Consider the following 16,170-nt stretch of genomic DNA (forward strand, 5'->3'; position numbering starts at 1 on the left):
CTAAGATGCAAATCAAAAACATCGAAGGTTTAAGCGTAGCTCAAATAAAAGAGCTTGTAAACCAAGGAGCAGAATTTGTATATTTTCCATATACAGTTTCTTTTGTTTTAGGTACCGTAAGAAGAGCATCTTCCATTTATTTTATCAGGCCTTATGAAGGAAAATTTAAATATTCCTATAAACATGTTGGCGTGAATGCTTTGTTAGGCTGGTGGGGAATTCCTTGGGGACCAATTTATACGATTGGCTCAATGTATCATCAATTATCTGGAGGAAAGGATGTTACGCATGAAGTATTGAGTGATTTAATTCAAAACGATCCTGATGCAGACACTTCGACTTACAATATAAATGGATTGTATTCTGCAAATCAAAGTGACGAAAATCCAACCTATAACATTCCAAGATAAATGAGAAGGCTGCCAGTATATTTTTTATTGGACACTTCTGGGTCGATGTATGGAGAACCCATTCAAGCGTTGAATAATGCTTTGAGCGGAATGATTAGTACATTACGTTCAGATCCTCAAGCCTTAGATTCTCTATGGATTAGCATCATAACTTTCGATAGAGAAGTTAGAGAAATTGTGCCTTTGACAGAATTGGTTACTTTTCAGCTTCCCGAAATTACATGCCCACAAAGCGGCCCGACAAACACTGGAGCCGGTTTGGATTTTGTAATCCAGAAAGTAAATCAAGATGTAATTAAAGGTTCCGAAACCCAAAAAGGAGATTGGAAACCATTATTGTTTTTAATTACTGACGGCAAACCTTCAGACATTCAATTGTATAGAGAAAAAGTTCCCGAAATAAAAGCATTAAATTTTGGAGCCGTTGTTGGCTGTGCTGCTGGGCATTTGGCTAATGATATGATGCTTAAAGAATTGACTGATAACGTGGTTCATCTTGATGCGGCTGACAGCCAGACTTTGAAAACTTTTTTTAAATGGGTTTCAGAAACTATCGAGCAAGGAAATAAAAGTCAGGGAACAGGTGAGAGCATTTCATTGCCACCGCCACCAGACGAAATAACAATTGTGATATAATGAGAAGACTTCCAATATATTTTTTAATAGATGTTTCAGAATCTATGGTTGGCGAGCCGATTCAGCAAGTTGAAGAAGGACTTTCCACTATTATTCAATCGTTAAAAACAGATCCGTATGCGTTAGAAACAGTTTGGGTTTCCATAATTGTTTTTGCTGGACAGCCTAAAACACTAGTTCCTTTGCAGGAATTGGTAAGTTTTTATCCGCCAAGATTTCCAATTGGAAGCGGTACTTCTTTAAGCAAAGGCTTAGGACATTTGATGCACGAACTTCGAAAAAATATAGTAAAAACTACCTATGAGCAAAAAGGCGATTGGAAACCGATTGTCTTTCTTTTTACTGATGGCGTTCCAACTGATGATAGCAAAACAGCTATTTCAGAATGGAAACAGAATTGGCAAAGAACGGCTAATATGGTAGCCATTTCCTTTGGAGATGAAGCAGATACTGCAATTCTTTCTGAATTGACCGATACTGTTTTACATTTCAAAAATACGACGGCACAATCCTATAAAGAATTCTTCAAATGGGTTACCGATTCAATCAAGACAAGCAGCGTTAGTGTTGAAAACAATTCCAATGGCTTTGAATTGGCTAAAATTGACGGCGATACGATTTCTAAAATTGACTTGACTAAAAACGAACCTCCAAAGCCCGCAGTTGATGATAATTATGCTGTTTTAGCGGCGAAATGCCAAAATACAAAGCGTCCTTATCTGATTAAATACCGAAGGACTTTTTCGTCTTCGATTTATGCAGGAGTTGACCTGACTTCAAAATCTTATAATCTGGTGGGAGCATTTCAGGTTGATAGCTCTTATTTTGATTTAGCAGACGATTCTCAAAACAAAAACCATGTGAACAGTGAGGAACTTCTTGGAGCTCCAGCTTGTCCTTGTTGCGGCAATCAATATGGATTGGCAGTTTGCAGTTGCGAAAAAATTCATTGCATCGGATTTGAGGCTAAAAATACATGCCCATGGTGTGGCAATGTTGGAGAATATGGAGTAGGCGGCGGCAGTTTTGATGTCAATAGGACACAAGGCTAATGACAAATACCAAAAAATACATCCAACAGCTTTTAGTTTTAAAAGAAATCAATATTTCTCCAAAAAACGAGCAAGCTTTCCAAGAATTTGTTTCAAAAGAAGAAAACATAAGTAAAGTCAAATTAATTCAGGAACTACAGAAACAGATGGCAAAAGATTGGGAATTGATCAACAGAAAGCTAGATATCCAGAATCAACAGATACTATTTCCAAACGGAACTGTAGGAAAAGAATACCTTGCGCCTTTAGATTTTGATCTTCTTGACCTTTCAGATTTGAATTCAATTTCAATCGACGGACTTGAAATCTTTGGTCTTGCATACAATCCTGATAAAAAATATATTTCTGGAATTCCTTTAGAAAGCGGCAATTTAAAATTCAATCTTTTCTATAAAATCAATGAAGATGATACAAATGAGTTTTATCAAAAAACACTTTCTATAATTTTTAATCCAGATCCAAAATCACTTTGGAAAAGCATTCCTTCAAACACAGAAGATGTTTATTGGAAAAAAGATGATGTTTCTGAATTCTATTCACTAGAAGAAAAATCGGTTGTAGTCGCTTCAAAAAGAGGACGTTCGCATGCTAATAAAGGAAGTTTCCGCGATGATGATTATGCAATCAAACACTTTCCAGAAAATAATTGGAGCTTGATTGCTGTTTCTGATGGTGCCGGTTCTGCAGTTCTAGGAAGAAAAGGAGCTGAAATTGCCTGTAATGCAGTCGTGACTTTTTTCCAAAAGTATTTTGATGAAAATACAGCTTCAGTTTTTGACCAAGAGGTTTTGAATTATCGAGAGAATACGGAAAACTCTTTACGTGAGGCAAAAATACAACTGCTAAATGCTTCAAGATTTGCGAATCAACAAATTCAGGATGCAGCCAATAAAATAGAAGTATCGAGTAAAGATTTTCATGCGACATTAATTTTTACACTGCTTAAAAAGTTTGATTTCGGATATGCAATCCTGACTTTTGGAGTTGGCGATTGCCCAATCGGTGTTGTCAGTAAAGACCAAACTTCGGTTGAATTGATGAACAAAGTTGATGTTGGAGAATTTGGCGGCGGAACACGTTTTATAACCATGCCCGAGATTTTTGAAGATAAAAATTTCGAATCTCGATTTAACGCTGTGATTGTAGAGGATTTCTCTTATTTCTTTTTAATGACAGATGGAATCTACGATCCAAAGTTTGAAGTAGAAGCCAATCTTAAGAAAATCGAAAAGTGGAATTCATTTATAAAAGATTTAAAAGGCAAGAATGAAGATCAATTTACTGTGAATTTTCAAAATAGAAACCAAAAAACAGCCGCAGAGCTTTCGGAATGGATGGATTTTTGGAGTCCAGGAAACCATGACGACAGAACTTTAGCCATCATTTATTAATATATTCCGATGAAAACAGTAACAGTTTGGTCGGTAAATGACCGCTATAAATCCTATCAGTTTGTTGACAACGGGGAGCCCATGAAAGGTGGCTTGAAAGATGTTTATTTCAGTCCTGACCGAAAATATGTGGTCGCAATTTATAGAGATAAATTAGACGAAAGCCAAAAACAGCGGCTTGAAAAGATTACAAATTATTACCTCCCGCAAATTAAAAATAAAGATGCCTCCGATTTCTTCTTGAATGAAGTTTTTCGCTGGCCAGAAGATATTATCGAATACAACGGATTGACAGGAATAATTGTTCCTGCATACAATCAGAAATTCTTTTTCCAAAAAGGTCAGGAGTCGGTAGATTTGATACAAGGAAAAGAAAAAAATGGGAAATGGTTTGCAGGAGCAAAATTCAGGAATACGATGTTTCCACTACGTTTGGCGAAATCAGAACTAGGAAATTGGGCCGATTACCTACAGATTTGCGTAAATATTTCCAGAGGCGTAAAAAAAATGCATGCGATGGGTCTGGCACATTCCGATTTGTCCTATAATAACGTGCTGGTTGATCCAATTGAGAAATCTGCCGTAATCATTGACTTGGACGGTTTGGTTGTTCCGGGGCTTTATCCAGCAGATGTTATTGGAACTGCAGAGTTTATCGCTCCCGAAGTTTTGGCTACGAAGCATTTAAATAAAAACGATGCCAATCGGAAATTGCCAAACCGGCTGACGGATTTACATGCTTTACCAGTTCTGATTTATATGTTTTTGCTTCACAGACATCCGTTAAAAGGAGGGAAGGTTCATAATCTGGAAACAGAAATTGACGATTTGCTTTCTATGGGAGAAAAAGCATTGTTTATTGAGCATCCGGAAGATAATTCCAATCGTCCAAAACTAAATCAAGTTTCTAAATGGGATTTGCCTTGGGCTGATGTTTCAAAATTGCCGTATTCGATTACAGGACCGTACTTAAAAAAACTCTTTGAAGAAGCATTTATTTCCGGACTTCACAATCCAATGTCGCGTCCTGTATCTGAAGTTTGGGAACAGGCATTATTGAAAACGATAGATTTGACGATTCCATGCAGCAGCAGAAGTTGTGATCAACAACAGTATGTTTTTGACAATACTCCGGAACCTAAATGTCCATTTTGTGGAACTTATTATCAAAAGTCACTTCCAATGGCTGATTTCTATTACCAATTCCAGCCTTCTGTTTGGAAACCGGAAAATCATAGACTGATGGTTTATGAAAATCAACAGCTGAATTCATGGCATGCAAATAGGAATAGCATTAATAATGAAAGGCTTACAGATACTGAAAAAATACCTGTTGGAAATTTTGTATTTGAAGAAAATAAATGGTTCTTTGTCAACCAAAATGGCAAGTCAGTTAAAGACCTAACAGAAGGAAATGAGGTTCCAATAAATGGCAGGACTGAAATTACAAACGGAAAAAAATTACTGCTTTCTGCCGAAGAAGGAGGAAGAGTAGCTTTATTTACAATTACGAATCAAAAATAATAATCAGTAATCAATTTTAATTTTTATAACTAATGGATAAAGTAGATACTTTAATCAATCACCCGGGGTTAATTGCAACATTTGCAGTTGTAATCATCATCATGTTGCTTTTGGATTTGGGGATTTTCAATAAAAAGAGCCATGTTGTTTCTAATAAGGAAGCCATAACTTGGTCAATTGTTTGGATCAGTTTGTCAATGATTTTCAGTGGATTTATCTATTATTTTATCGGACCGACAAAGTTCTACGAGTTCCAATCTGCCTATTGGATTGAAAAAGCCCTTTCTGTAGACAACCTTTTCGTATTCATTCTAGTATTCAAATTCTTTGATGTAGCCAATTCAAACAAGCATAAAGTATTGTTTTGGGGTATTATCGGAGCTTTGGTTTTAAGAGCGATATTTATCTTTTCTGGAGCTTTCCTAATTGAATTGACCTATTTGAACAAGCTTTTAGGATTAATGGGAATCGAAGGTTTCAAATATGATATCAATATCATCATGACTTTATTTGGATTGTTCTTGGTGTATGCAGGAATCAAATCATGGTCTGCTGGCGACGATGACGATGATGAAGACTATAATAATACAAGAGGAGCAAGATTGATTAGAAAGTTCTTTAAAGTAAGTGATAATTATGACGGAGATAAATTCTTTACTATCGAAAACGGAAAGAAATTAGCAACTCCTTTATTAGTTGTGGTTGCAGTAATTGAGTTTACAGATTTACTTTTTGCAGTAGATTCAATCCCTGCAATTTTTGCCATTTCAAATGATCCTTTTATTCTTTATACGTCTAATATTTTCGCCATTTTAGGATTAAGAGCCTTGTTTTTCTTGCTTGACAATTTTATCCATTTGTTCAGCAAATTGAAATACGGTTTGGCAATTATCCTTTCTTTCATTGGTATAAAAATGATAATCGCACCTTTCTACCATATTGATTCGATTTACTCGTTGATCGTAATTGGAGGAATTTTGGTTCTTTCAGTGCTATTGTCAATTATGTTTCCTGAAAAAGAAGAAGCTAAAAGCGTAGAATAGATTATTTCAACACAAAATAAAAAGAGCTCTGCTGAATTATCAGTAGAGCTTCTTTATTTTTACAAGAGTCTCATTTTTAATTTGTTTCTTATCAAATATTCATAAAAATGCCTTATTGAATAAAAATAATTTAGAATAAATTCTATCTTTGCCTCCGTTATCACGAATCTCATAAAGAGATAGCAACCTGCAACAACAAGCAAGGTGCTAAAACGATAAGCCAAATCCTTTGGAAAAAATGTTGTCATCATACTTTCTTTTCGGTTTGCTTTTCGTCGTGAGCTTTATTAATTTTTAAGCTATCGATGATGAAACATATCAAAATTCAAGGTTCTGCTTTTGCCTTATTGCCTTTTTTTGTATTTATTTTTACTTTTCTCGGAGCAGGAATTGTCCTAAATGATTTTTATGCTTTGCCTTCGCCAGTGGCTGTCACACTTGGAATTATTGTTGCATTTATAATTTTCAAACATTCCACAGAACAAAAAATAGATACTTTAATTCAGGGTTGTGGCAATAGCCAAATCATTACAATGTGTCTTATTTATCTTTTGTCTGGTGCCTTTGCGACAGTCACGCAAGCTATGGGAGCTGTAGATGCAGTTGTGAATTTGGGTATCAATAATATTGATATAGAGTATTTCCCTTTAGGGATTTTCTTAATTGCATCTTTTTTATCTACAGCAACTGGAACTTCAGTTGGTTCTATTGTAGCTTTGGGGCCAATCGCCATTAGTTTGGCCGACAAAAGCGGAGCTTCCATGCCTTTAATTGCTGGTTCCTTATTAGGAGGTTCTATGCTTGGCGATAATCTTTCTATAATTTCCGATACTACAATTGCCGCAACGCAATCGTTGGGATGTGAAATGCGAGACAAGTTTAAAGTCAATCTCTTTATTGCTTTACCCGCTTCAATCATCACTATTGCTTTGCTGTTTTATTTGGGATTGAATACTGAGGTAAATTCAGTTGCTATGCAAAAAGAAAACTACGAATTGATTGCCATTCTGCCTTACATTCTTGTGATTGTTCTTGCAGTCACAGGAGTAAACGTCTTTGTGACATTGTTGATTGGAATTTTAGTTGCTGGAGTTATAGGTTTTGAAGGAAACGATTTTACTCTTTTGGGCTTTACGCAAAAAATCTACGAAGGTTTTCTCAGTATGACAGACATTTTTCTCTTGTCAATGCTAACAGGAGGTCTTGCGGCTCTGGTCGAAAAAGCGGGCGGTATCGATTACGTATTACGAAAAATCAAATCTAAGATTAAAAGCAAGAAATCAGCCCAAATGGGAATCGGAGCTTTAGTTAGCATTACTAATTTAGCTATAGCAAACAACACCGTTTCTATAGTAATTACAGGAGCTGTTGCTAAAGAAATCAATGACGAATATGAATTAAGTCCAAAAAAAACCGCCGCAATCCTAGATATTTTCTGTTGTATTGTTCAAGGAATCCTTCCCTATGGAGCACAAGTCTTGCTTATTTTAAACTTTGCAAAAGGAAAATTAAATGTAATCGAACTAATTTCAAATGCATGGTACATTTACATTTTGCTGCTATTTACGATAATCGCAATTTATAGCACCGCTTGGGATAAAAGGATTAATAAATTCCTGAAAGTTTAAAGAGATACCTTACGTCATTGCAATTGAATTCTTATATTTGTCAACCTAACAAGAGCAAACTAAATTAAAATAGAATGAAATTATTAGAAGGAAAAACAGCGATTATTACAGGCGCTAGCCGAGGAATTGGTAGAGGAATTGCCGAAGTTTTTGCAAAACACGGAGCAAACGTAGCATTTACATACAGTTCATCTGCAGAAGCTGCAAAAGTTCTTGAAGACGAATTGATTGCACTTGGCGTGAAAGCAAAAGGCTACCAGTCAAATGCGGCTGATTTCAACGAAGCGCAAAAATTAGTTGACGATGTTATCGCAACTTTTGGAAACATCGATATCTTGATCAACAATGCCGGAATTACAAAAGACAACCTTTTGATGCGTATTTCTGAAGAAGATTTCGACAAAGTAATCGAAGTAAACCTGAAATCTGTTTTCAACATGACGAAAGCAGTTCAAAAAACAATGCTAAAAAACCGTGCTGGTTCCATCATAAACATGAGTTCTGTTGTTGGAGTAAAAGGAAATGCTGGACAAACTAACTATGCGGCATCAAAAGCTGGAGTTATCGGATTTACGAAATCAGTTGCTTTAGAGCTTGGTTCCAGAAATATCCGTTGCAATGCTATCGCACCAGGATTCATTGAAACAGAAATGACAGGAAAACTGAATGAAGATGTTGTTCAAGGATGGAGAGATGCTATTCCGTTGAAACGTGGCGGAACAACTGAAGACGTTGCAAATGCTTGCCTTTTCTTAGCTTCTGACATGAGTGCGTATGTGACAGGACAAGTGATGAACGTTGACGGAGGAATGCTGACATAGTCAATTATAAATTTTAAATTAGGAATTACGAATTTTGATATGCGTAATTCCTAATTTTTTTAAGGGATGTCTCCTCGTTAATTTCAAAATAGAGCATCTCAATTTTTCTAAACCTTGTAATCTAAAAAATGACAACAAACACAATCCTATTAATCTTACTTTCAGTACTAATAGCAGGAGGTCTGTCGTTTTTTCAATACTATTTCAGAGCCAAAAATAAATCAAGAACAAATATGTTGTTGGCTTTTTTGCGCTTCTTTTCCATCTTCGGAATTTTATTACTTCTGATAAATCCAAAAATTACAACCAATACTTTTGAGATAGCAAAAACACCTTTGCCAATTGTTGTCGATAATTCAAGTTCTATTGCAGAGCTAAAAGCCAACGAAACTGCCTTGGAAGTTTACAAAAAGCTAATTTCAAGTAAGGAGCTACAAGATAAATTCGAAGTCCAGTCGTATCAATTTTCTAACGAATTTGAGCTTTCAGATAATTTCAGTTTTAAAGGTACGCAGACCAATCTGGATGAAGTTGCAAAGAATCTCAAAAGCATCAACAAAAACACTGCTTTTCCAACCATAATCTTAACAGACGGAAACCAAACCACGGGTAACGATTATGTTTTCAGCTTCAATCCTAACAACAAAGTATTCCCAGTAGTTCTTGGAGATACGACTACTTTTTTAGATTTAAAAATCAATCAGCTGAATGTCAATAAATATGCGTTTCACAAAAATAAATTCCCAGTAGAAGTATTTCTTCAATATTCTGGAAACAAAAATATTGCTGCTGATTTTAGTATATCTCAAGGAAATTCTGTCCTGAGCAAGCAAAGCGTTTCTTTTTCTTCTTCTAAAAAAGCAACCGTGCTCAATCTTTTACTTCCGGCCGATAAAGTAGGGGTACAAGTTTTTAAAGCTTCTCTGACTTCTAAAGAAGCTGAAAAAAACACGTATAATAATATCAAGAATTTTGCAGTAGAAGTCATTGACCAAAAGTCAGAAGTTGCAATCGTTTCCACAATTAATCACCCAGATATTGGTGCGTTAAAAAGAGCCATAGAAACTAATCTTCAACGTAAGGTAACTATAGTCAATCCGAATAAAATCAATTCATTACAAGATTATAATGTTTTGATTTTATACCAGCCTACCGGAGAATTTAAATCTGTTTTTGAAGCTAATAAAACAGCCAATCTGAATACTTGGATTGTTACCGGAACCAATACCGATTTCAATTTTCTAAACCAGCAACAAGATATAATACAGTTCAAGATGAGTAATCAAAAAGAAGATTATTTATCAGATTTTAGTTCTCAGTTTAATCTATTTGCGATTGATAATATCGGTTTTGAAAATCTTCCTCCGCTGCAAAATGCTTTCGGTAATCTAACGGTAAAAGGAAATATAGATGTATTGCTTTCTTCGCGAATCCGAAATGTCAATACCAATATGCCTTTGCTGGCTTATTCTGAAAATCAAGGAAAGAGAAATGCTTTTCTTTTTGGAGAAAATATCTGGAAATGGAGACTGCAGAGTCATATCGACAACCAATCGTATGAAAAATTTGATGTGTTTATCGACAAGACAATTCAATTTTTAGCATCTAGCAATGCGAGAAAATCACTTGTTGTCAACCATGAAAGCTTTTATAATTCTGGCGAAGCAATTGAAATTACCGCACAATATTTCAACAAAAACTATGAGTTTGATGAAAACGCAAGACTGACAATTTCGCTTACGAATAAAAAAACAAAACAGACGAAGAATTACGACCTACTTAAAAGTAATAATTCCTATAAAGTCAATCTCGACGGGCTATCTGAAGGAGAGTATAGCTTTAAAGTTGTAGAGGCCAAGTCAAAAAATACTTATAATGGCTTCTTTGAAGTTCTTGATTTTGATATTGAGAAGCAATTCGTAAATCCCGACTTGAGCAAGCTGACACAATTAGCTTCGCAGACACAGGGCAAAGTGTTTCATCCCAATCAAGTTGATGAGCTCATAAAATCGCTAGTCCAAAACGAAGATTACAAAGCTGTGCAAAAGGCAATTGTCAAAAAAACACCTTTAGTGGATTGGATATGGCTACTGATTTTTATAGCAATTACTTTAGCTGCTGAATGGTTTATCAGGAAATACCACGGACTACTGTAATAATTTACTCTTTAATTATTACAAAATCTTCTCAATTTCATATGTTTTTTTGGCTGAAATGACTAAATTTATGCTTCAACCAAATAAAAACAAATTATGAAAACTAAGTTTTTAACTGTAATCTGTGCTATAATTTTAGTGGGATTACAATCTTGTAGCTGTAAAAAAGGAGCGGAAGCCGTTGCCGAACTTTCTACTGGTGGCTGGGAATTGGAACAAATGAACGGAGAATCACTTGATCCTGGGGAATTTGCTAAAATTCCGGCACTCAACTTTGATAAGGCAGAAAGCCGTATCTCAGGAAATTCAGGATGTAATTCTATGTCAGGAAGCTATACTATTAATGAAGATAAAATTACTTTTGGACCTATTGCACAGACAAAAATGGCTTGTCAAGGAGCTGGAGAAGGTAAGTTTATGACATTGTTCAATTCTGTACAAAAGTTTAAACTGCAAGGAGATAAGCTTAATTTATATGACGGGAACGGAAGCAAGGTACTTTGTTTCAAGAAAAAATAGTTAGATGAAAAAACAGTTTATAATCGCTTTAACGACTTTGTCTTTTCTATGTATCAACTGCAAGCCAAAATCAGCTGAAAAAGAGATTTCTAGTATAGATTCTCTTTCTATAGCAAAAGATACAGCGGTTTCTATTAAAAAGGCAGGCAGTATTTTTTTCAAAGCGACAGGAACGGAACCTTTCTGGGGAATCGAAATTTCAGATGATTCTATCCGTTTTACGACTCCGGAAACGGAAAAGAATTTTACGTTAGCTTACGGCAAGCCTAATAAGGCGATGGATTCTAATGTTATTTCTTATGAAGCAAAATCCGATAGTATTCATTTAAAATTCACGATCCAGCAGGGTGCTTGTTCTGATGGCATGTCTGATAATCAATATGCTTACAAAGTAAAAGCGTCTTTAAAAAGAGGAAGCGATAAAGATTTCAAGCTTTTAGAAGGCTGCGGCAATTATATCGTTGATCAAAAATTGCAGGGTACTTGGATTTTAGAAGAATTAGAGGGCAAAACAATTGATGCTAAAGATTTTGAGAAAGAGCTTCCAAATGTAGAAATAAATACAAGCGAGGCTAAATTTACAGGTTTTGCCGGCTGTAATAGGATGGGAGGGAAGTTGTTTTATGAAAGAGAAATATTACGCTTTTCTGATATTTTTACAACTGAAATGATGTGTCCCAACTATGATAAAGAAAAACTGCTTGTGAAAGCTTTGCAGGGCACGACACGTTACGAGATTAAAGACAACAAGCTTTATCTTTTCAATCCGGAAGGAACAAAGGCTATATTTCGAAAAAAAGAATAATATTCTATACAAAAAAAGAGGCAAATGCCTCTTTTTTTATTCTTGCATCTCAAAAAGCTGTACTTGATTTTTTAGCCTTTCAATCAGCATATTCATCATTCTTTTGTTGAGAGAAGAGGAGTTCTTTATGTATTCGTTGTATTCGGCAATTGTAAACAATCCTATGACGATTCCTTTTAGCGAATTCCTGAACTTGATATCTTTTTGGACCGAGTTTTCGATATAGGCTAATTTCTTTTCGACAGAATAGGCATAAAAATCATTTTTGTACTTTGATATGTAATTTCTAAAAACGTCGATGAAAAGATCATTCTGCAGTTTTAAGATGGGACGTAAGACCTGGTTTTGAAAAATTTCATCTGATGAAGACTGACTTGTGACTGTTCCTAAAGTTTCACCTCTGAATTCAGAAATGAAAGCGTCTCTATTTTCCATGGTTTTTCTTTTAAAGATAAAAAAAAACCGCCGTATTGCTACAGCGGTTTTAAAATATTTATGAAGAAATTATTTTACTCTAAAAGTAACTCTTCTTACGATTTGACGTGCTTCTTTAGAATTTTTATTCACAGAAGCATCTTCACCATTTCCGATAACGGTCAATCTTGAAGCATCAATTCCTGAGTTGGTAACAATTGCTTTTACAGCATCAGCTCTTCTTTGAGAAAGATCTTTGTTGTAGTCTGAATTACCAATTTCGTCAGCATATCCAACAATCTCAGCGTTAGCCGATGGATTTGCTTTCAAATATTTCACTAAGAAATCAACACCTGAAAGAGAAGAATTTGTTGGTTTTGCAGAATTAAAGTCAAAATACACGTTTACATAACCGCCATTGATTAGTTCTTCAATTGTGCTGTTAGATGCTGTTGCTTTACCATTTTGTCCGTAAGTCTTGTCTAAATAGCTTTCTAGCTCATCTGGAACACCATTTTGGTTTCTATCGATTGATTGGCCTTTTGTATTTACAGCAACACCAGCAATAGAATTAGGCTCAAGATCGTACATGTCTGGCACGCCATCTTTATCAGAATCAGCTAATCCAGTTTCGATCATTCCAACTCTGTCTTCAAGTGCTTTCAGCTCATCGCTTTTATCTTCAGAATACCAGTCAGCATGCTTCTCGTTTTTACCTAGATAGAAAGTGAAACCTACAGAAGCATTAAGCAGTGTGCCGTCAAAAGCTCCAGTAGTTGTATTTCCTTGGCCATCAAAATTATAGTTTTGCTTTCCATTAACGATTCCCGTAAGGTCACCTGTTAATACGATACTGTTACTTAATTTAATTTGTCCAGTAAGACCCAAGATACCATGTCCCATGTAGTCTTCGCCATCAAAACCATCTTTAGAAGTCAGCTGAGATGCACCAAATCCACCATGCGCCAATAAGCCGAAAGTATCTGTCCAGTCTTCAAAGTTTAGGACTCTTCCTAAGTTGACAACTCCTTGCAAGCTGGTTCTTAGGTAAGTGCTTTCAAATGGAGCGCTGTCATCATGCTCTTGGAATTTATCATACCCGAAATCCAGTTTCAAACCAAACTTTGGATTAAACATATACCTTACGCCTAAATCAGCATGGAAAAGGTTTAATGTTGATGTATAATAACCATCGGTCATTGTTCTAGTTGGCTTATTCACCCCTCCGTTCACCTCAATAGACCATTTGTTGTAGTCATCTGCTGGTGCTTTTTCCACAACGGCTGCAGATTCTTGTGCATTTGCCGAAGCAAAAGCCAGCAATAAAAACGATAGTAATGGTAAATTCTTTTTCATAATTCTTAATGGATTTTATTTAAGTTTTAATTTAAATTGTTCTTTACAACTTTAAAATTATGAGGCAAAGATAGACCATAAGATTTTAACATTTCCGGCTTTTTGTTATATAATTCCCATATTTATATTTTTTTTAATAATTCCATAACTTTTTTTTATGACGGTTATAAATCTCTTTTTTAATCGTTGATACTCTTGTATTTCCTAGAAAACACTATGTATTTCAGAGAGTTACAAATTAAATAAAATTAACAGTTAAGTTTGAGTTTTGGCTTTTTTATAGTAGGAACTATAAAATTGAGAAAGGACCATTAAGAGGGAATTTCTAAGAAAAAAATTAACACTTATTAAGAATTGGACGTGTTTCCAGCTTGTTTTTGCAAGATTAACTTAAGATTTTAGGCTAAATGATTGGCAAGAATTGTCTTCGGATGACAGAGAAATCGTTAATTTTGCCTTACAAATTAAGACTATGAGATTTCATACAAGAAAATGGGTCAAACCAGAAGATTTAAATCCTAACCAAACGCTATTTGGAGGAAAACTTTTATCGTGGATCGACGAAGAAGCCGCTTTATATTCCATAATTCAATTAGAAAACGAACGTGTTGTTACGAAACACATGTCCGAAATTAACTTTATAAGTTCGGCCAAGCAAGGAGATATTGTTGAAATTGGTATCGATGTGGTAAAGTTTGGAAAGACTTCTATAACGTTGAAATGCGAAGTGCGAAATATCATGACCAAAGAAACCATCATTACTGTTAACTCTATAACAATGGTAAACCTAGATAGCTTTGGACGTCCTTCTATGCATGGAAAAACTTCCATTGAATTTATCCGCGACCGGATGAAGAAATAGTTTTCTTATTCTGAAAAGACTCCTTTTTCTGAAGGAAGCTCATATATTTCCAAATCAAAATAAGGCACGGCTGCTATGATATGGTCAAAAATATCGGCCATAATATATTCGTAGTTAATCCATCTCTTGTCATTTGAGAAGGCATAAATCTCAATAGGAATACCCTTTTCTGTCGGCTGTAGGTGGCGGCACATCATGGTCATGTCTTTATTTATTCCAGGATGGTTTGACAGATATTGGTTGATATACTTTCTGAACAATCCTAAATTAGTCATGTTTCTGCCATTGATTGTCAGGCTTTTATCGATGTTGTTATTTGTATTGTACTTTTCGATATCCTGTTGCCTGTGTTCGATATAAGACGAAACAAGCTGTATTTTTTTCAAGCCTTCTAGCTCGTCATTATGTAAAAAGCGAACACTATTAGCTTTAATCAAAATGTATCTTTTTATGCGCCTTCCTCCTGAATTTTGCATTCCACGCCAGTTTCGGAAAGAATCGGAAATCAAGCTGTACGTCGGAATCGTAGTTGTAGTATTATCAAAATTTCGCACTTTTACTGTAGCCAGATTTATTTCGATTACATCACCGTCGGCACCAAATTTTTCAAAAGTGACCCAGTCGCCAATCCTCACCAAATCATTTACAGAGACTTGTATGCTGGCTACAAATCCTAGAATCGTATCCTTGAAAATCAAGATAACGATAGCGGAAATGGCTCCGAAAGTTGCAAATAATTTTATAAACGAAGTTTCGAAAAGAATCATGACAATAGTCGTAATTCCGAAAATCCAAAGCACAATCATGAATACCTGGATATAGCTGTCAATCGGCTTGTCGTTAAAATCAGGCAGTCTTTTTAGATAATCTTTTACGGCATTGAGGATGCTTCGTATAATCCAAAGGACTAAAAAGACGATATAAATTTCCAATCCTTTTCTGAAGAATCCTTCCCAATAGGCAAAATCCTTCAGAATGATCGGAACGGTTACGTTTACAAAAAGAAGCGGAATCAGATAGGCAATATATTTTGTGGTTTTATTAGTAACCAACAAATCATCAAACTGAGTTTTTGTCCTTTCTGCTACGCTGCTAAAGACCTCAATCAATATTTTCTTGAATATATAATGTATGATGTATACAGAAATGGCAAGCAATACAAAGTTAACGGCAACATTCACGTAAGAAGATACCGTTTCACTGTAGCCCCAGCCTTTCAGAAGCTTATATGTCCAATTAAATATTTTTTCGATCATGTCTTAATTTGTGCTTGTGCTTAAATATTTCTTTTCAACATAAAAAGTTCCGAAAGGAATTACAGAAGCAATGGCGATGATACCGAATTTTTTCCAGTTCCAGCTTAATTCGATCTTAAGCATAATAGATAAGATGATATAGCCGATAAATAAAAGTCCGTGTGCCATTCCAATAGGGAATAAAAGTGTTTTGTAAAGTTCAGGATTGCTATTTTTAACGAATAGCATATTTGCAAATAATACCAGATAGGACACTCCTTCTAGTATGGCGACGATTTTAAAAAGTTTAAGCATTGT

At 35.2% G+C, this 16,170-nt stretch carries 16 protein-coding genes and 1 riboswitch; of the genes, 12 read left to right on the top strand and 4 right to left on the bottom strand.

The genetic code is table 11. The annotated features are described in order from the left end of the window. The first annotated feature begins 5 nt into the window (after window positions 1–5). The 11 genes from OLM56_RS11945 (at window position 6) to OLM56_RS11995 (ending at window position 11,985) form a co-directional block, all read left to right on the top strand. Entirely contained in the window at window positions 6–410 is a 405-nt protein-coding gene (locus OLM56_RS11945) for a hypothetical protein (protein WP_264527114.1), read from the top strand. Next, window positions 411–1,046 carry a vWA domain-containing protein gene (locus OLM56_RS11950; RefSeq protein ID WP_182494473.1) on the top strand — a complete coding sequence of 212 codons (636 nt, stop codon included), beginning with the start codon at window positions 411–413 and terminating at the stop codon, window positions 1,044–1,046. Then, a complete protein-coding gene (locus OLM56_RS11955; protein ID WP_264527115.1) occupies window positions 1,046–2,098 on the top strand; it encodes a TerY-C metal binding domain-containing protein in 1,053 nt (350 codons plus the stop codon). The genes OLM56_RS11950 and OLM56_RS11955 overlap by 1 nt, the downstream gene beginning before the upstream one ends. Then, window positions 2,098–3,489: a PP2C family serine/threonine-protein phosphatase gene (locus OLM56_RS11960; protein ID WP_264527116.1), complete on the top strand. Its 1,392-nt coding sequence runs from the start codon at window positions 2,098–2,100 to the stop codon at window positions 3,487–3,489. Before OLM56_RS11955 ends, OLM56_RS11960 begins: the two co-directional genes overlap by 1 nt. 9 nt (window positions 3,490–3,498) lie before the next feature. Next, window positions 3,499–5,013, top strand: coding sequence for a helix-hairpin-helix domain-containing protein (locus OLM56_RS11965; RefSeq protein ID WP_264527117.1), 1,515 nt, complete (start codon window positions 3,499–3,501; stop codon window positions 5,011–5,013). Window positions 5,014–5,045: 32 nt separating this feature from the next. After that, window positions 5,046–6,056, top strand: a complete 1,011-nt coding sequence (locus tag OLM56_RS11970) for a TerC/Alx family metal homeostasis membrane protein (protein ID WP_264527118.1) — start codon at window positions 5,046–5,048, stop codon at window positions 6,054–6,056. Between the two features lie 152 nt (window positions 6,057–6,208). Continuing rightward, a riboswitch (SAM-I-IV-variant riboswitch) is annotated at window positions 6,209–6,305 on the top strand. A gap of 59 nt (window positions 6,306–6,364) precedes the next feature. Next, a complete protein-coding gene (locus tag OLM56_RS11975; RefSeq protein ID WP_319800563.1) occupies window positions 6,365–7,684 on the top strand; it encodes a Na+/H+ antiporter NhaC family protein in 1,320 nt (439 codons plus the stop codon). Between the two features lie 74 nt (window positions 7,685–7,758). Continuing rightward, window positions 7,759–8,505 (top strand): 3-oxoacyl-[acyl-carrier-protein] reductase, encoded by a 747-nt coding sequence (gene fabG / locus OLM56_RS11980; RefSeq protein ID WP_121377002.1) that lies wholly within the window; start codon window positions 7,759–7,761, stop codon window positions 8,503–8,505. A 128-nt stretch (window positions 8,506–8,633) separates the two neighbouring features. Continuing rightward, complete coding sequence (locus tag OLM56_RS11985; protein WP_264527120.1) at window positions 8,634–10,661, top strand: hypothetical protein; 2,028 nt, start codon at window positions 8,634–8,636, stop codon at window positions 10,659–10,661. 96 nt (window positions 10,662–10,757) lie between these two features. Next, window positions 10,758–11,180, top strand: a complete 423-nt coding sequence (locus OLM56_RS11990) for an META domain-containing protein (RefSeq protein ID WP_264527121.1) — start codon at window positions 10,758–10,760, stop codon at window positions 11,178–11,180. A 4-nt stretch (window positions 11,181–11,184) separates the two neighbouring features. After that, the gene (locus OLM56_RS11995) at window positions 11,185–11,985 is read left to right on the top strand and encodes an META domain-containing protein (RefSeq protein ID WP_264527122.1); all 801 of its coding nucleotides are present in this window, start codon (window positions 11,185–11,187) and stop codon (window positions 11,983–11,985) included. A 36-nt stretch (window positions 11,986–12,021) separates the two neighbouring features. On the opposite strand, the gene OLM56_RS12000 is transcribed toward OLM56_RS11995, so the two are convergent. Then, entirely contained in the window at window positions 12,022–12,420 is a 399-nt protein-coding gene (locus tag OLM56_RS12000) for a glyoxalase (RefSeq protein WP_264527123.1), read from the bottom strand. Window positions 12,421–12,489: 69 nt separating this feature from the next. Continuing rightward, window positions 12,490–13,755 carry an OmpA family protein gene (locus OLM56_RS12005; RefSeq protein ID WP_264527124.1) on the bottom strand — a complete coding sequence of 422 codons (1,266 nt, stop codon included), beginning with the start codon at window positions 13,753–13,755 and terminating at the stop codon, window positions 12,490–12,492. A 472-nt stretch (window positions 13,756–14,227) separates the two neighbouring features. Between OLM56_RS12005 and OLM56_RS12010 the strand changes: the two genes are divergently transcribed. After that, a complete protein-coding gene (locus OLM56_RS12010) occupies window positions 14,228–14,617 on the top strand; it encodes an acyl-CoA thioesterase (protein ID WP_121377008.1) in 390 nt (129 codons plus the stop codon). A 5-nt stretch (window positions 14,618–14,622) separates the two neighbouring features. Here OLM56_RS12010 and OLM56_RS12015 read toward each other — a convergent pair whose 3' ends face one another. Next, window positions 14,623–15,873, bottom strand: a complete 1,251-nt coding sequence (locus OLM56_RS12015) for a mechanosensitive ion channel family protein (RefSeq protein ID WP_264527125.1) — start codon at window positions 15,871–15,873, stop codon at window positions 14,623–14,625. Between the two features lie 3 nt (window positions 15,874–15,876). Beyond that, window positions 15,877–16,167, bottom strand: a complete 291-nt coding sequence (locus tag OLM56_RS12020) for a DUF3817 domain-containing protein (RefSeq protein WP_121377010.1) — start codon at window positions 16,165–16,167, stop codon at window positions 15,877–15,879. Between the last annotated feature and the right edge of the window lie 3 nt (window positions 16,168–16,170).

The sequence above is a fragment of the Flavobacterium sp. N2550 genome (assembly GCF_025947265.1).
Classification (GTDB): Bacteria; Bacteroidota; Bacteroidia; order Flavobacteriales; family Flavobacteriaceae; genus Flavobacterium; species Flavobacterium endophyticum.

Excerpts from the sequence above, each read along its gene's own strand:
- OLM56_RS11960 (WP_264527116.1), top strand. The coding sequence starts at position 2,098 with ATGACAAATACCAAAAAATACATCCAACAGCTTTTAGTTTTAAAAGAA.
- OLM56_RS12000 (WP_264527123.1), bottom strand. The coding sequence starts at position 12,420 with ATGGAAAATAGAGACGCTTTCATTTCTGAATTCAGAGGTGAAACTTTA.
- OLM56_RS12015 (WP_264527125.1), bottom strand. The coding sequence starts at position 15,873 with ATGATCGAAAAAATATTTAATTGGACATATAAGCTTCTGAAAGGCTGG.
- OLM56_RS11945 (WP_264527114.1), top strand. The coding sequence starts at position 6 with ATGCAAATCAAAAACATCGAAGGTTTAAGCGTAGCTCAAATAAAAGAG.
- OLM56_RS11975 (WP_319800563.1), top strand. The coding sequence starts at position 6,365 with ATGAAACATATCAAAATTCAAGGTTCTGCTTTTGCCTTATTGCCTTTT.
- OLM56_RS11985 (WP_264527120.1), top strand. The coding sequence starts at position 8,634 with ATGACAACAAACACAATCCTATTAATCTTACTTTCAGTACTAATAGCA.
- fabG (WP_121377002.1), top strand. The coding sequence starts at position 7,759 with ATGAAATTATTAGAAGGAAAAACAGCGATTATTACAGGCGCTAGCCGA.
- OLM56_RS12020 (WP_121377010.1), bottom strand. The coding sequence starts at position 16,167 with ATGCTTAAACTTTTTAAAATCGTCGCCATACTAGAAGGAGTGTCCTAT.
- OLM56_RS11995 (WP_264527122.1), top strand. The coding sequence starts at position 11,185 with ATGAAAAAACAGTTTATAATCGCTTTAACGACTTTGTCTTTTCTATGT.
- OLM56_RS12005 (WP_264527124.1), bottom strand. The coding sequence starts at position 13,755 with ATGAAAAAGAATTTACCATTACTATCGTTTTTATTGCTGGCTTTTGCT.
- OLM56_RS11990 (WP_264527121.1), top strand. The coding sequence starts at position 10,758 with ATGAAAACTAAGTTTTTAACTGTAATCTGTGCTATAATTTTAGTGGGA.
- OLM56_RS11950 (WP_182494473.1), top strand. The coding sequence starts at position 411 with ATGAGAAGGCTGCCAGTATATTTTTTATTGGACACTTCTGGGTCGATG.
- OLM56_RS11970 (WP_264527118.1), top strand. The coding sequence starts at position 5,046 with ATGGATAAAGTAGATACTTTAATCAATCACCCGGGGTTAATTGCAACA.
- OLM56_RS12010 (WP_121377008.1), top strand. The coding sequence starts at position 14,228 with ATGAGATTTCATACAAGAAAATGGGTCAAACCAGAAGATTTAAATCCT.
- OLM56_RS11965 (WP_264527117.1), top strand. The coding sequence starts at position 3,499 with ATGAAAACAGTAACAGTTTGGTCGGTAAATGACCGCTATAAATCCTAT.
- OLM56_RS11955 (WP_264527115.1), top strand. The coding sequence starts at position 1,046 with ATGAGAAGACTTCCAATATATTTTTTAATAGATGTTTCAGAATCTATG.